Here is a 15433-nt window from a genome sequence, read left to right as displayed (position 1 = left end):
CATTTTTTAAGGAGGTATACAATATGCAAATTGATAAAGATATGTTAATTGGCTCATTGCTTCAGGTTGATGACTGTATCGCACCGATTTTAATGCGTTCAGGAATGCATTGCCTTGGCTGTCCTTCCTCTCAGGGAGAATCTTTGGAAGAAGCCTGCATGGTTCATGGAATAGACTGCGATGTTCTGGTTTCCCAGATCAACGAAGTGCTGGCAGATAGATAATGAATTTGCTTAAGGAGGCGGTCCGTAAGGGCTGGCCTCCTGTTTTTTGCTTTCCCTTTTCTTTTCCCGGTAATGTCTGGGACTCATTCCATATTCCTGTTTAAATATCTTTGAAAATGTGAAAGGATTATCGTATCCGATGGCGGCAGCGATCTCCTGAATGGATAACGAGGTTTCTGTCAGCTGACTGGCGGCGATGTTAAGTTTGTATCTCATTAAATATTCCTTTGGTGACACATGGAGCTTCTTTTTAAAAATAGCTGTCAGATAGGAACGGTTGATTCCAATATAATCTGCGATGTTCTGGACGGTGATGTGGTCGTAATGGGATCTGATGTACTGGAGGGCATATTCCACATAAGTATCAATGGAATAATCGTATTGTTTTTTCCGGCTTTTTTTTAGGGAACTCTGCATTTCAATCAAAGTGGATAAGATTTCATATAAATATCCAACACGCCGGATCTCATTGACAAAGGTCAGCTGGTTTAGATCCAGTATCTTCTGGATCATGGGCATGTAGACCTGGGTGGGAATCTGGGAATGAATGGCAGGTGTTCCGGCAGATAAGCCGGCATAACTTAAATAGGCTTTTGCCATCTCTCCGTCAAAGGTGATCCACATATATTCCCATGGGGTTTCGTAATCCGCATAATAGCGGATAGGGATTCCTTTGGGAATTAAAAAGATATCATCGGTTTTTAAATCATACTGTTTTTCGCCGACAATCAGAGTGCCTGCTCCATCAAGAATGAAGTGAAGATGGTATTCGTTGGGAATCTTGTGATCATAGGTGTAGCCCTTTGAGCACTTTTGTATCCCGCAATGGACTAAAAACAGATCATTGGTCTGCCGCTTGATATTTCTTAAACAGCGGAATCCTGCAACATTTTTGTAGGTCGTTTGTTTTTCAGTCAATGAAATGCCACCTCCGTTCCGTCAGACATTTTTCTCCAATATCTATTGGGCCTATGATACCCAAAGCCGTTATGACCTGCAAATTATATATAAGAAAAGAAAGTCTTAATATGCCTGCTCCCATGGTCTCTACAAGCGTAAGAGCTGCGTCTTTCATATCCATAGCAGCTCAAAAGTGAAAATTGAAAAACGCAACAAAATGCCATGTAACCGCCACATAAAACTATATTATTTGTATAAATGTTTTTATATAATTATAGTATAACATAAAAAACATACAAAAAGTATTGGATTTAAAAAGAAAAACTATATAAAATAATAAGTGATTGGGAGGTAGCAAAATGAAACGTAAATGGGGATTTACAGTGGCTGCGGCAGCAATTGCTGCGGCAGTGCTTATGGGCTGCACCAGCCGGCAGGCTGCAAAAGATCCGGTATCTTCCGCTTCCGGGAATGCAAAGCAGGAGGCGGATAACTCCAAAGAACCGGCAAAGGCCCCAGGGGCAGGGACTCTTACGGTAGCAATCTGGGATAAGAATCAGGAGCCGGGGCTGACAGAGATAATGAATGACTTTACCAGAGAGACCGGGATTAAGGCTCAGATTCAGGTGACTCCATGGGAACAGTACTGGACCATGCTGGAAGCAGGAGCAACAGGAGGTTCCCTTCCGGATGTGTTCTGGATGCATTCCAATGAGATCGCTAGGTACTCCCAGTACGAGATGCTGCTTGATTTGACGGACAGGATCAAGTCCAGTGACAGACTTGAGATGGATAAATTCCCAAAAGAAATCGTGGAAATCTATAACTGGGAAGGGAAAAAGCAATATGCGGTTCCAAAAGATATTGATACCATTGCCCTCTGGTACAATAAGACCATGTTTGATGAAGCAGGAATTGGTTATCCGGATGAAAGCTGGACCTGGGATACTTTTGCAGAAGCTGCAAAAAAGCTGACCAAACCCGATGGAAGCCAGTATGGATTTGCCATCAGGCCCACCAATGACCAGGCAGGCTGGAACAACATTGTTTACGATATGGGTGGTTATGTAATAAGTGATGACAAGAAAACCTCCGGATTCAGTCAGGAAGGGACCATTAAAGCCCTGACCTTTCTGACCGATCTTATGAGGGCCGGTTATGCACCGCCTTATGAGGTGATTGCTGAGAATACGGAAGAGGCATTATTTGAAGCGGGAAAGGTGGCCATGATCACACAGGGCTCCTGGATGCTTGCGGAGCTTTGCAACAATGACTATGTAAAAGCTAATTGTGACATTGCCGTACTTCCAAAGGGTGGGAAAACCGGCAGAAGAGCCACCATCTACAACGGGCTTGGCTGGGCCGCATCGGCCAACACTTCCATGCCGGAGGAAGCCTGGAAGCTGATTGAATATATGGGCTCCAAGGAAGCGCAGCAGAAGCAGTCAGACCTTGGTGTGGTTATCTCCGCATACAAAGGAACCACAGAAAACTGGGTAAAAGCCTATCCGGACTTTCACTTAAAGGCCTATCTGGATATGATGGATGATCTGGTGATCCGTCCGTATTCAAAATCCACTCTTGCATGGAGCAACATGATTCATGAGAAGCTGATCGATGCCTGGAACGGAACAAAGAGCACAGAGGAGGTGTGTAAGGAGATCGATCAGGAGATGAATGCCATTCTGGCGGAGGAGTAGGAAAATGCAAGGAGGAGCTGCATGAATATAAAATTAAAGGGATCCAGGCGGGCCAGAAGTGAATTTTTATGGGGGTGGCTGTTTTTGCTTCCCACCATGGCCGGTCTGGTGATTTTAAACATCATCCCGATTTTCCAGACCGTTTTCCAGAGCTTTTTTAAGACCGGTGCATTTGGGAAAGGCAATATTTTCATTGGATTTCAAAACTATGAAAAACTTTTCAAAGATGCCGCCGTATGGCAGGCGCTTATAAATACCTGTAAATATGCTTTGGTGGAGGTGCCCGTTTCCATCGCCGCCGCACTTTTGCTGGCCGTATTGATGGATGGAAAGATAAAGGGAAAATCGGTATGGAGAACCATATACTTTCTGCCGATGGTGGCAGCTCCGGCAGCAGTTGCCATGGTGTGGAGGTGGCTTTATAATTCGGAGTTCGGGCTGTTGAATCATTTGCTTGACCGTATGGGGATTTCTTCCGTAAACTGGATATCCAATCCGCATATCGCCTATATATCGGTAGCAGTCGTAGGAATATGGTCTGTAATCGGCTATAACATGGTGCTTTTTATTGCAGGGTTAAAGGAGATTCCAAGAGATTATTATGAGGTGGCCCAGATTGACGGTGCAAGCGGAGTGAAACAGTTTTTTTATATCACCCTGCCCCTGATCTCCCCGACCATGTTCTTTGTGACAGTAACCAGAGTGATCGGAGCCATGCAGGTATTTGACAGCATCTATATGATGATGGACAAAAGCAATCCGGCACTGGAAAAGACACAGTCTCTGGTCTATCTTTTCTATAAATATTCCTTTATAGAAGGAAATAAAGGGTACGGCTCATCCATTGTCATGCTCCTTCTTGCGGTCATTCTTGTCATTACGGCAATTCAGGTGGTGTGTCAGAAGAAGTGGGTAAATTATGGGTAAGGAGAGGAGAAAAGGATGGATAAGAGCAGAAAATTAAAGGCAAGCCTTATTTACGTGATTCTTTTTGCAGGGTCCGTCATTATGCTGGTACCTTTTCTATGGATGATATTAACGGCTTTTAAGAGTACTTCGGAAGCAACCCAGATGAATCCTTTTATCATCTTTCCGACCATTTGGAGAACGGATGCATTTCTGTCGGTTACGGGGAAAATGAACTTTTTCCGTTTGTACTGGAACACGTTAGTATTGATTGCAGGACGGGTCTTCTGTGCTGTTTTTACAGCCACTACGGCAGGGTATGCCTTTGGACGGCTTCATTTCAGAGGAAAAAATCTTGCGTTCTCCCTGGTTCTGTTCCAGATGATGGTTCCCACCCAGATTTTTATTATTCCTCAGTATTTAATGGTAAGCAGGCTTGGAATGTTAAACAGCTGGTTTGGCCTTCTATTTCCGGGGCTGGTAACTGCTTTCGGAACATTTTTACTCCGGCAGGCATACATGGCGCTGCCGGCTTCTCTGGAAGAAGCCGCAAGACTTGATGGATGTAATATCGGGCAGACCTTTCTTTATATAATGGCGCCCCTTACAAGATCTTCTATGGTGGCGCTGGGGATATTTACCGCATTGTTTGCATTTAAGGATTTAATGTGGCCTCTGGTGGTCAATACGGAGCAGAACACCATGCCCTTATCAGCTGCCCTTGCAAAGCTGCAGGGACAGTTTGTAACAAATTATCCGGAATTGATGGCAGCGTCATTGCTGGCCTGTATTCCCATGATCATCATATACCTCTTATTTCAGAAGCAGTTCATGGAAGGAATTGCAACATCCGGAGGAAAATTGTAAAAGGAGCTTACACTATGCCAATTATTTACCACGAAGAAGCCAGACAGTTCCATCTGTCCAATGAATATTTCAGCTATATCATTCAGATTATGGGGAATGGACAGCTTGGCAATCTCTATTATGGAAAACGCATTACGGACAGGAATTCCTTTGCTTATTTATTTGAAACGGGAGAGCGTCCCCACGCGGCCATCAGCTGTTCCCGGCCGGTAGACTTGTGTCTCCAGTACACAAAGCAGGAGTATCCGGCTTACGGCACCGGAGACTACCGGTATGGAGCCTGTGTGATCAAGCAGGAAAATGGCAGCAGGATCACTGGCTTTACCTATGTGTCACATTCCATAGAAGATGGAAAGCCGTCCATCGAACCCCTGCCCTCCACGTATGTGGAATCGGAAAAAGAAGCTGAGACCTTAAAGATCCTGCTGCATGATGAGGTAATGGATACAGACCTGATTCTTACGTATACCATATGGAAAGATATGCCGGTACTTACGAGAAATGCCCGGTTTGACCACAGCGGGAAGGAATCCATTGTTCTGACAGCGGCAATGAGCGGTGGGGTGGATCTGCCTGACAGTGATTATGATATGATCCAGCTGTCGGGTGCATGGTCAAGGGAGCGGTACGTAAAGAGACGTCCGCTGGAACAGGGGATCACAGCAGTCTACAGCATGAGAGGAATCAGCAGTGCAGAGCATAACCCGTTTCTGGCCCTTGCCAGAAGGGAAACCACGGAACACAGCGGAGAAGTATACGGGTTCAGCCTGGTATACAGCGGCAGCTTTCTGGGGCAGGCGGAGGTCTGTTCCCATGACACCACAAGAATTCTTATGGGAATCCATCCGGATACCCTGGAATGGCCGTTACATGCCGGGGAGTCCTTTCAGACGCCGGAGCTCGTTATGGTTTATTCGGAACAGGGCTTAAACTTTATGAGCCAGGTCTATCACCGCCTGTACAGAACAAGGCTTGCCAGAGGATATTGGAGAGACCGGGAACGGCCGGTGCTTTTAAATAACTGGGAAGCCACCTACATGGACTTCAATGAAGAAAAGATATTATCCATTGCCAAAAAGGCAAAAGAAACCGGTGTGGAGCTGTTTGTCTTAGATGACGGCTGGTTTGGAGAACGCAACGACGATGACAGAAGTCTGGGCGACTGGTTCGTCAACAAGGAAAAGCTTCCTGGCGGCATCCGCGGCCTGTCTGAAAAAATTGAAGCCATGGGCTTATCCTTCGGGTTATGGATTGAACCGGAGATGGTCAATAAAAACAGCCGTTTTTATGAGGCCCATCCAGATTGGATATTATCTGTTCCCGGACGGTATGAGACTCCAAGCAGGCGGCAGCATGTGCTGGACTTCTCCAGAAAAGAAGTGGTGGATGCAGTTTATGGCATGTTAAAGGAGGTCATTGGTAATGCCCGGATTTCCTACATCAAGTGGGATATGAACCGGTATCTGACAGAGTGCTATTCCAAAGGAACCGATGCCGGAAGGCAGGGAATGGTGATGCACAAATACATTCTCGGAGTCTATGACCTGTACACAAGACTGATCCGGGATTTCCCAAAGATCCTGTTTGAGTCCTGTGCCAGCGGCGGCGCCAGATTTGATCCGGGAATGCTTTTCTTTGCGCCCCAGGCATGGTGCAGCGACAATACGGATGCCGTGGACCGGTTAAAAATCCAGTATGGAACCAGCATGGTTTATCCCATATCCAGTATTGGCGCTCATATTTCTGCTGTACCAAATCACCAGGTCCACCGTATGACTAATTTAAAAACCAGAGGAGATGTGGCCTTTTTTGGAGCGTTTGGTTATGAGCTGGATTTAAACCGCTTGACGGATGAGGAAATAAAGGTAGTAAAGGAACAGATTTCCTTTTATAAGGCGAACCGGAAGCTTCTGCATCAGGGGGTATTTTACCGGCTGAAAAGTCCTTTTGAAGGAAATGATACGGCATGGATGGTGGTGTCGCAGGAAAAGGACCGTGCCATTGTTTCTTATTATCAGGTATTGAACCCTGCAAACGGAGGCTGGTTAAAGCTTAAGTTAAAGGGGCTTTGCGAAGAAATGCCATATAAGGTTTCCTTATGGGGTAAAGACGGAATCTTTTATGGAAATCAGCTGATGTATGCTGGAATTCCTATAGACAGAGCTCTTTTTTCAAAGGATATTGGAGATTTTGCTTCACTCCTTTTTATGATTGAAAAAGCATAATATAGAAAAAACCGGATGAAATCGTCCGGTTTTTCTTGTGAAAAATAATGGTTGCGAATGCAACTAATATGTGATATGCTGTTTATCACCATTTGCGAAACAAGGCAGAATACAGAATGGCTGGAGGTGACATACATGAGCCAACACAGAGAAATCGGGAAATATATCTCGATGCTCCAGAGGCTGAATAATATGTACTATGCAAACGAATTATCACTGTATCAGATTGGCTGTGGACAACAGTTTTTTTTATTGCAGATTTATAAGAATCCAGGTATGAATCTGCAGGAGCTGGCGTCTTTTGGACATTTTGATAAGGCTACGGCTACACGGGCAGTCCAGAAGCTGGAGGAAGAGGGGTATGTTCTGACAGAAACGGGGACAGAGGACAAGCGGGTGCGCAGGATTTTTGCGACGGAAAAAGCGGAGCCGGTGGTAGCAAAGACATGGGAATGCGTGGAGGATTGGGAAAACGTAATTTTGGAGGGTTTTACAGAAGAGGAGCGTGACGGGGCACAGCAGATTCTTAAGAGAATGGCGGAGAATGCCCGGAATCACATGATAGACCGAAAAGGAAAGGAATAACATATTGTATGGAACAAAATAAGATAACACAAGGGGACAACCCCTTGGGATATAAACCAATCGGACAGCTTCTGATGCAGTTTGCCATGCCGGCAATCATCTCCATGCTGGTGAATTCAATTTATAACATCGTAGACCAGATCTTTATCGGACAGGGAATCGGATATCTGGGCAATGCAGCGACTACCATCGCATTTCCCATCGTCACCATTGTTTTGGCTTTGTGCACCCTTTTGGGAGCAGGAGGAAGTGCCTTTGCAGCCATTAAGCTGGGAGAAAAAAAGGAAGAAGAAGCAGAAAAGACCCTTGGTACGGTATTTGTGCTGACCGTTATATCCAGTATCGTTGTCATGGTTCTTGGCTTTCTGTTTCTGGATCCCATGCTGAAGCTGTTTGGAGCGTCTGCCAACACCCTGGGATATGCGAGGGAGTATACCTCTATAATGCTTATTGGTACTCCTTTTAACATGATTGCCGTGGTACTCAGCAACATGGCAAGAACCGATGGCAGCCCGGCCCTGTCCATGTATGCAATCCTTGTAGGCGCTGTGTTAAATACGATTTTAAATCCTATCTATATTTTTATCCTTCATTGGGGGGTCGGCGGGTCTGCGTTAGCGACCATAACCTCACAGTTTATCTCCGCAGCATTTTTGGTATCCTATTTTATCCGCAGAGGAAAGAATATGAGATTCCGGAGAAAATATATGCGCATTGATCCTTATATCTTCCGGTCAGCGCTTCCTCTTGGAATATCCAGCGGAATCACTCAGGTGGCTTCCACCATTTTTCAGGTGGTGATGAACAATTCCCTGGTGTTTTACGGAAACCATTCGGAAGTTGGCGGTGATGTGGCATTGAGTGCTATGGGCATTGTCAATAAGATCAGCATGACACTTGTGTCTCTCTGCATTGGTATCGGTATCGGTTCACAGCCGATCCTTGGATTTAACAAGGGAGCAAATAAGCCAAAGAGGGTAAGGAAAACGTTTCTTCTTGCAGCTTTTGCATCTACCGCAGTTTCTGTGGCAGGCTGGCTTGCCTGCCAGTTGTTTCCAGGACAGATTTTAAGTATGTTCGGCACTCAGGAGGTGGAATTTACCCTGTTTGCGGTCAAATGCTTAAAGGTGTATATGCTTGGAATTTTTACTGCCGGTTTTCAGGTAGTGGTGACCAGCTATTTCCAGTCCACCGGACAGCCTTTAAAGGCCTCTGTGTTATCTATGCTGCGGCAGCTTTTGCTTTTGATACCGCTCATTCTGATCCTGCCGCTTCGCTATGGACTTGATGGAGTGCTGTTTGCAGGACCGGCGGCTGATATTGTCTCTGCGTTCATTGTCAGCCAGTTTGTTATATATGAATTGAAGAAGCTCAATAAAGTCTGCAGGAATTCTTAATGCTGTAAATGCGGGAAAGGGGAGTTTTATACCATGAGTTTAAAGGCTAAGATGTCAAAGTTTTTTGCCAGAATGGAAAAAGCGGATAAGAAAATGGCACTTGAGCTGGAACAGCCAAAACGGGGGAGCGGGGAACTGGATATTGGACGTTTTACAAAAAAGGTGCGGGTCAAGACCTGGAACGTGGATGGTTTTTACGGAGTCACTGTCAATGGCAGCTATACAAAAAATACCCATATTTTCATGCTGCCGGGCGGAGCCTACACCCTGGAACCCACAGGGCGGAGCCGGGAAATCGCTGAATATTTTGCCAAAGAAGAACAGATGCGGGTATCCATCTTTCAGTATCCCCTGGCTCCTGAATATACGGCACTTACGGCTCACCAGTGTCTGCTGAATGCCTATAACCGTTTGACCGGTGAGTATCCAGCCGATGAATTTTATCTGTTCGGAGATTTTTCCGGCGGCGGGCTTGCACTTTCCTTTTTGCAGGAGCTGCGGGATATGGGAAATATGCCTATGCCGGTGAAGACGGCAGTGGTATCTCCCTGGCTGGATATCACCTTAAGCAATCCCAGAATTAAAATTGCCCAGAAAACGGATTACATTCTTCCGGTTGAAGCATTAAAGGCAGCAGGAGCCAGATACTGCGGCCCCTTAGAGCCGGATCATCCTTTTGTATCTCCGATTCATGGGGACTGGAATCATCTGGGGCCGATTCTTATATTTTCCGGAACCGAGGAGGTGCTTACGCCGGATTGTGAGTTACTGGCGGAAAAGGCAGGAGCGCTGGAGGGAACAGAAATCATCTACAAGAAAGGTGCCGGAATGGCCCATAACTGGATTATGACTGCCAGCAAAGAAACGGATGCCACGTTAGAGTTAATATCCTCCTTTTTTCAGGAAGAGCATATAGAATTTTAAAAATGAGGTTCGCCCCTTTTTCAAGGGGCGAACCTCATTTTGATGTGTGATGAAGTACTATGAACAAAGGAACGGGTTAAAGTTTGGAGAGAGACTGAAGGGCATGGCCTTCAATCAGAACCTCGTAATGTTCCTTGTAGTACGCTTCAGAAGCGTAATCCTGCCGGATCTTGGAACCGTATTCTGCAAGCAGGTTGCAGACGCGGCTGAAATCCAAAGATTTTTCAGGAGAGTTGCGAATCACCAGGTAGTACTGTCTGGTACCCGGCTTTTTATATAATGTATTCTCGCCATCGTAAACCTGTCCGATAGCCCTTGCGGCATTAGATATCTGATCTAAACTTTGAAAACAATAGATTCTTATTGAGGAAGCATATGACGATTCTTTTGGTTTTTGTGCTTCCGGTTCCTCTTTTTTATCGATTCCCAAAAGACTTAAGAGGCCGTCAGCACCTTCCAAAAGCTCGTTTGCCAGATCTCCTGGCATAGAATCCAAGTCTTCGTCGGTTGATGGTGAAAATTTAGCAAACCTTGTATCTAATTCTTCCGGATCGTCGATTTTTGTAATGACTAACATCACACTTTCGTTGGATAACGGAATTGCTTCTACCATGAGAGGAATGTCTTCTGCTTCAAATCCCACTTCGTTAGAGGCTTTCTGAATCATCTCGCGGAACAGGTTGCGGGCTTTTTCACTGCCGTAAGCAAGCTCGCCTAAATTAAGGTTTCTGGCACTTAAATCAAAGCTGGTAAGCGTACAACGGATCTGATTTTCACTGATACGTTCTATCTTCATAGGATCACTTCCTGTTCTTTTAAAAATGGTGGATAATATTACATACTTCCTCAAAATAACTATACTATATAATATAGCAAAAAGGCAATTACTATGTGAAAAAATTTATATAAATTTAAGGTTTATATGCAAAAAACCGGGTATCCTATGTATTTCATGGGATTTTCATGTTTTATTTTTTACATGATACTGATTTGATACTAATTCCTGTATTTTCTCTGCAGCTTCCATGTGGCGGTTTGGGTATCAATGGTTATGGATCGGAATATCCGTTTCCAAAAGTAAAATAAACCACAAGGAGACAGCGGGTAAAGGAATAAAGGCGAAAAAAAGCAGCAGAACGGTTATTGGGCCGACTGCCTGGAATAGTAATTACACGTTAAAATGGGATATGTTACCATAGTGATATGAGATAACCGTGTATAAGGTGGTGGGCCTCCCTAAGAAGGGAGGTGACACTAAATCCAGTGCACCAATAAAAATTTTATAAAGTAGTTGATAAAAAAGAAAGAATGAATTAGAATGTATTTCAAGAGATGATATTGGACAGGCAAAAAGGAGGTGGCTTAAATCAGCGCCGTTCTGTTTGGCAAATATCAGATATGCGGCATCTTGGGAACCGGCCGGGCAGGTACAGTCTTTCTGGCGGTTCATCTTGGGCTTGAGGAATACCGTGCGGTCAAGCGGGTACCCAAAAGCTTTCTCAATTATGATCATTTCAGAAAGGAAGCACTTGTTCTAAAGGAGCTTCGTTATCCCGGAATCCCCATTGTTTATGACGTAGAAGAAGACGAAACCTATAGTTATTTAATTGAAGAGTATCTGGAAGGAGAATCTTTATTTGACCTTGTAAAACGGCAGGGTCATTTGTCTAAAGAACTGACCATATTCTATGGAATTCAGTTGACAAACATCATTCATTACCTGCATCTCGCAGGACCAAACCCTATTTTACATTTGGATTTACAGCCAAAGAACCTGTTGTTGTGCCATGATACCGTAAAACTGATCGACTTTGGCCTGGCTGCGTCTCTTGACGAGGCAAATATACCCGGAGAACGGTATGGAACCGTTGGATGTGCAGCGCCGGAGCAGTATAGAAAAGACGGAATCCTTGATGAGAGAACAGACATCTATGCCATTGGTGCTATCCTTCATTATTTATATACAGGATCTTTTCCAAAGCTGCCTTACAAACCGGACCGGTTTATGGATTCCGATCTGTCTGCGGTCATTAAAGGGTGTATCAAAGAGAAAAAGGAAGAACGTTATTCATCCGCACAGGAGCTGGGGGAAAGGCTTTTACAGCTTCATAACATGGGAACGGCTGCAAAAGACCGTCTGCAATCATCATCTCTTACAATTGCTCTGTTCGGGAGCAAATCAGGGGCCGGAACGACTCATATTGCCGTCGGCCTGTCTGTTTATCTTAGAAATCAAGGATATCCCAACGTATTTGAAGAAAAAAATGATTCCGGCATGGGAATCGGACTTTCAGACTACGCAGGTGTCAAGCGGGACCAGTATGGCCTTTTGCGGTACCGTAGTTTTGTGTGGAAACCTTTTTATGGTCAGGGGGTAAAGCTAAAAGCACCTCCTGCGGCAGTAAAAATTCAGGATTACGGAAATTGGGGGGAAGGCGTTTTTCTGGAAGGGCCTGACGTGGTGATTCTGGTATGTGACGGAAGCCCCTGGAGCAGAATGGAGTCGGAACGTGTGGCGAGTGAGGTGGCCGCAAAAGGATTGCCTTACGTAATTGTCTACAACCATGCGTCTTTTAGTAGCAAAATCCATTTACCGGAAGGGGTACTGGCATCCCGTTGTTTTCGGGCGCCTTATGATCCTGATCCATTTGCCTTAAACAGAGAGTCCGTAGTATTTTACAAAGCACTGACAGCCAGAATCCTGGAAGAAAAAAGTTTGATAATACCAGGGCTTGAAAGGTCTGTGAATTGGCTGAAACAGCTGGTGTTTTGGATGTTAAGGAAGAAAAGGAAGACTTTCAGAAAGGATAGAATCTCATGATGGGAAAGAAAAAATCCATATGGTCCATACGAAAACACCGCAAAAATACGGAAAACCAGCAGGTCATCGGCATAATAGGCACAGGCAGATGTGTTGGAGTGACTCATTTTGCGGTCATGACAGCAGGATATTTAAGCGGCGTGCAAAGAAAGCGTTGTGCGGTTCTGGAATGGAACAGCCATGGAGATTTTGCCGGTATGAGAAAGGTCTGCACGGAAGAAAAAGGGAAGGCCGGAGTATTTCGTGTTCTGGAGGTGGATTATTATGGACAGGCGGGGATCAATACCCTTTTGCTGTGTAAAAAGTCCGGCTGCCAGACGGTAATTGTGGATTACGGAACGGTAGGAGAAGGAAATCTGGAAGAATTTTTAAGATGTGACAGACAGTTTGTTCTGGGGAGCTTAAGTGAGTGGCAGATGGAAGCATTTCTGGAGTTTGAAGGGAAAGGGAAAAAAGCGGAGAAAAGCTGGGAGACCTTCGTGTGCTTTGGAAGCGAAGAAGCCAGAAAAAATATGGAAAAGAGGCTGAAACACCCGGTCCGGAGAATTCCAGTTTCAGTAGATGCGTTTGTTGTCACAGCAGAAGTGCTTAAGTTTTACCAGAGGTTATTTTAAGGCAGGGAGAGGCGGTTGTCACGAATAAATCCTTGTGGTCCTCTCTTGCGCCTCCATACAAAAGAAAAGATACAGGGGAGATACAGATGAAAAAAGAAGATGCCAGAGAGCGGGAGAAGAGTTCAAAAAAAGACCAATATCTGGAAGGGCTTAAAAGATACCGGGAACAGGGAATTACCATTTTAATTGATGGGGAGGAACTTCCCGAGGAAGACTGGAGTAAGATTTTTGAGGTAAGGGAGGATGATTGCGTTTATATGGCCGATTATATTCCGGATGAAAAGACCGGAAAGCTGCAGGAAATAAGATTTGATAAAATCTATAACCGCTAGCTTTCGGCAAAAAAAGGGATGTGTGGGTTCGGATGCCGTCTTCAGCCTGAAACTGGCTTTGCGCGCACATCAGGGTGGGATCAGGGGATATTTAACGTAATGAAAATGTAAATTTCAAAAATGAAGAAGTGTGATATAATCTAAAAGAAAATCTACTACAAAGATAAAATGATACGATCCAATAGCAGGAGGAAAGCTGATGAATAGGAAAGCTGTGCCCGTTCTCGCGGCGCTGGGATTGATTTTGCTGGTAATTGCCGGCTTTTTCGGAGTCCGGTTTTTAGAACGCTATATCCCCACGGATGAGCAGGCCGACAGGACAGAACTGCTTGGCGTAAAGGACAATGAAGTAGCCCTTTATTTAAATGAAGAATTACAGGAAGCAAAAGGGATTTTTAAGGAAGGGCAGACCTATCTTCCTATTGATTGGGTGAACAGTACCTTGAATGAACGGTTTTACTGGGACACCAGTGAGAAGCTATTGGTATATGCATTGCCGGATTCCATTGTATATGCAGATCATACCACGAAGGGAACCACTGGAAAGCCTCTGATATGGGTAAGCGAAGACAATGTTTATTTATCCGTGGGACTGGTGGCCAATTATACAGATATCCGTGTGGCAGCCTACGACGGTGCACAGAACAAACGAATGTTTATTAATAACAAGTGGGATTCCATAAATGTGGCAACGGTTAAGAAAAATGGCAATATCCGGGTCAAGGGAGGCGTGAAGAGCCCTGTTGTGACATGGATATCAAAGGGGAGTAAGGTCACGGTTTTAGAATCCATGAAACGCTGGGATAAGGTCCGGACAGAAGATGGCTTTGTTGGTTATGTGGAACACCGCCGTCTTGGTAAGCTCAGTAGTGAAAATCCTGTCAGCACGTTTGAAGCTCCTGTTTATAAAAATATTGTTATGGATGAGCCGGTGTGCCTTGCCTGGCATCAGATGACTACTCCCGACGGGAATGCCTCCTTTGACCGCGTAATCGCCAATACAAAAGGGGTCAATGTCATATCACCCACATGGTATGAGCTTACAGATAATGAAGGCAATTACCGCTCCCTGGCTGATGCGGAGTACGTAAAAAAGGCGCATAACAAAGGTCTGAAGGTGTGGGCCCTTATCAGCAATTTCAGTAAGGATGTAAATACAGAGATTCTTTTGTCAAAGACCTCCACCAGACGCAGGCTCATTGAGTCTTTGATGGCGGAAACAGAAAAATATGGATTTGACGGAATCAATCTGGACTTTGAAGGAATTAAAGAAGAGGCCGGAGTTCCTTATATCCAGTTTATCCGGGAGTTGTCCGTTTCCTGCAGAGAGAAAGGGATAGTCCTTTCCGTAGATAACTATGTTCCAATGCCGGGCAACCAGTTCTATAACCGGAAGGAGCAGGCAGTCGTGGCTGATTATGTGATCATTATGGGATATGATGAGCATTACGCCGGAGGAGATGCCGGTTCTGTAGCCTCCATCGGATATGTCAGAAACGGAATCAAAGATACGCTTTTAGAGGTGCCTAAAGAAAAGATTATACAGGCAATTCCCTTTTATACCAGAGTATGGACCCTGGACAGTGACAATAAGACCTCTTCCTCCTCTTTAGGCATTGCAAAAGCCAAAGAATGGGTCAGTGAGAATCAGGTGGAGCTTAACTGGCTGGAGGAATCCGGACAGTATTATGGGGAACTGCAGACAGAGGAAGGTCTTAAAAAAATCTGGATGGAAGAAGAACGCTCCCTCGGGCTTAAGATGGATTTGATCAGACAGTATGATCTGGCAGGAGTGGCCTGCTGGAAGCTGGGATTTGAACCGGCAGATATATGGGACGTAGTTCAGCTGGAAAAGAAATAAGCAGAAGACAGTAAGAAATGAATCATAAGAAACAAATCATAAGAAACGAATTATTAAGAAACGAATAGACAGGAAGG

15 protein-coding genes are annotated in these 15433 nt (G+C 44.9%); 12 read left to right on the top strand and 3 right to left on the bottom strand.

Going from position 1 to position 15433, the window contains the following annotated elements:
• The first annotated feature begins 23 nt into the window (after positions 1–23).
• On the top strand, positions 24–224 hold the full coding sequence (locus tag ACLTWA_RS17325) for a DUF1858 domain-containing protein (protein ID WP_412329151.1): 201 nt from the start codon (positions 24–26) through the stop codon (positions 222–224).
• Between the two features lie 9 nt (positions 225–233).
• On the opposite strand, the gene ACLTWA_RS17320 is transcribed toward ACLTWA_RS17325, so the two are convergent.
• Positions 234–1142: an AraC family transcriptional regulator gene (locus tag ACLTWA_RS17320; RefSeq protein ID WP_412329150.1), complete on the bottom strand. Its 909-nt coding sequence runs from the start codon at positions 1140–1142 to the stop codon at positions 234–236.
• On the bottom strand, positions 1135–1305 hold the full coding sequence (locus tag ACLTWA_RS17315; protein ID WP_412329149.1) for a hypothetical protein: 171 nt from the start codon (positions 1303–1305) through the stop codon (positions 1135–1137). The genes ACLTWA_RS17320 and ACLTWA_RS17315 overlap by 8 nt, the downstream gene beginning before the upstream one ends.
• A 178-nt stretch (positions 1306–1483) precedes the next feature.
• Between ACLTWA_RS17315 and ACLTWA_RS17310 the strand changes: the two genes are divergently transcribed.
• From ACLTWA_RS17310 to ACLTWA_RS17280, 7 genes are all read left to right on the top strand, one after another.
• Positions 1484–2824 carry an ABC transporter substrate-binding protein gene (locus ACLTWA_RS17310; RefSeq protein ID WP_412329148.1) on the top strand — a complete coding sequence of 447 codons (1341 nt, stop codon included), beginning with the start codon at positions 1484–1486 and terminating at the stop codon, positions 2822–2824.
• Between the two features lie 21 nt (positions 2825–2845).
• Positions 2846–3751, top strand: coding sequence for a carbohydrate ABC transporter permease (locus ACLTWA_RS17305; protein WP_412329147.1), 906 nt, complete (start codon positions 2846–2848; stop codon positions 3749–3751).
• A 15-nt stretch (positions 3752–3766) separates the two neighbouring features.
• A complete protein-coding gene (locus tag ACLTWA_RS17300) occupies positions 3767–4597 on the top strand; it encodes a carbohydrate ABC transporter permease (protein ID WP_412329146.1) in 831 nt (276 codons plus the stop codon).
• Positions 4598–4611: 14 nt separating this feature from the next.
• A complete protein-coding gene (locus tag ACLTWA_RS17295) occupies positions 4612–6822 on the top strand; it encodes an alpha-galactosidase (RefSeq protein WP_412329145.1) in 2211 nt (736 codons plus the stop codon).
• A gap of 135 nt (positions 6823–6957) precedes the next feature.
• Positions 6958–7407 (top strand): MarR family winged helix-turn-helix transcriptional regulator, encoded by a 450-nt coding sequence (locus tag ACLTWA_RS17290; RefSeq protein ID WP_412329144.1) that lies wholly within the window; start codon positions 6958–6960, stop codon positions 7405–7407.
• Between the two features lie 8 nt (positions 7408–7415).
• On the top strand, positions 7416–8804 hold the full coding sequence (locus ACLTWA_RS17285) for an MATE family efflux transporter (RefSeq protein WP_412329143.1): 1389 nt from the start codon (positions 7416–7418) through the stop codon (positions 8802–8804).
• Between the two features lie 33 nt (positions 8805–8837).
• Positions 8838–9728 (top strand): alpha/beta hydrolase fold domain-containing protein, encoded by an 891-nt coding sequence (locus tag ACLTWA_RS17280; RefSeq protein ID WP_412329142.1) that lies wholly within the window; start codon positions 8838–8840, stop codon positions 9726–9728.
• 76 nt (positions 9729–9804) lie between these two features.
• On the opposite strand, the gene ACLTWA_RS17275 is transcribed toward ACLTWA_RS17280, so the two are convergent.
• A complete protein-coding gene (locus tag ACLTWA_RS17275) occupies positions 9805–10524 on the bottom strand; it encodes an adaptor protein MecA (protein ID WP_412329141.1) in 720 nt (239 codons plus the stop codon).
• Between the two features lie 570 nt (positions 10525–11094).
• Here ACLTWA_RS17275 and ACLTWA_RS17270 point away from each other — a divergent pair.
• The 4 genes from ACLTWA_RS17270 (at position 11095) to ACLTWA_RS17255 (ending at position 15356) form a co-directional block, all read left to right on the top strand.
• On the top strand, positions 11095–12549 hold the full coding sequence (locus ACLTWA_RS17270; protein WP_412329319.1) for a serine/threonine protein kinase: 1455 nt from the start codon (positions 11095–11097) through the stop codon (positions 12547–12549).
• The gene (locus tag ACLTWA_RS17265; RefSeq protein WP_412329140.1) at positions 12546–13163 is read left to right on the top strand and encodes a hypothetical protein; all 618 of its coding nucleotides are present in this window, start codon (positions 12546–12548) and stop codon (positions 13161–13163) included. The genes ACLTWA_RS17270 and ACLTWA_RS17265 overlap by 4 nt, the downstream gene beginning before the upstream one ends.
• 86 nt (positions 13164–13249) lie before the next feature.
• Entirely contained in the window at positions 13250–13495 is a 246-nt protein-coding gene (locus ACLTWA_RS17260; RefSeq protein ID WP_412329139.1) for a hypothetical protein, read from the top strand.
• Positions 13496–13694: 199 nt separating this feature from the next.
• A complete protein-coding gene (locus tag ACLTWA_RS17255; protein WP_412329138.1) occupies positions 13695–15356 on the top strand; it encodes a glycosyl hydrolase family 18 protein in 1662 nt (553 codons plus the stop codon).
• Positions 15357–15433: the final 77 nt, after the last annotated feature.

The sequence above is a fragment of the Lacrimispora sp. genome (assembly GCF_046972725.1).
Lineage (GTDB): Bacteria > Bacillota > Clostridia > Lachnospirales > Lachnospiraceae > Lacrimispora.
This window is presented reverse-complemented; position numbering and strand designations above follow the sequence as displayed.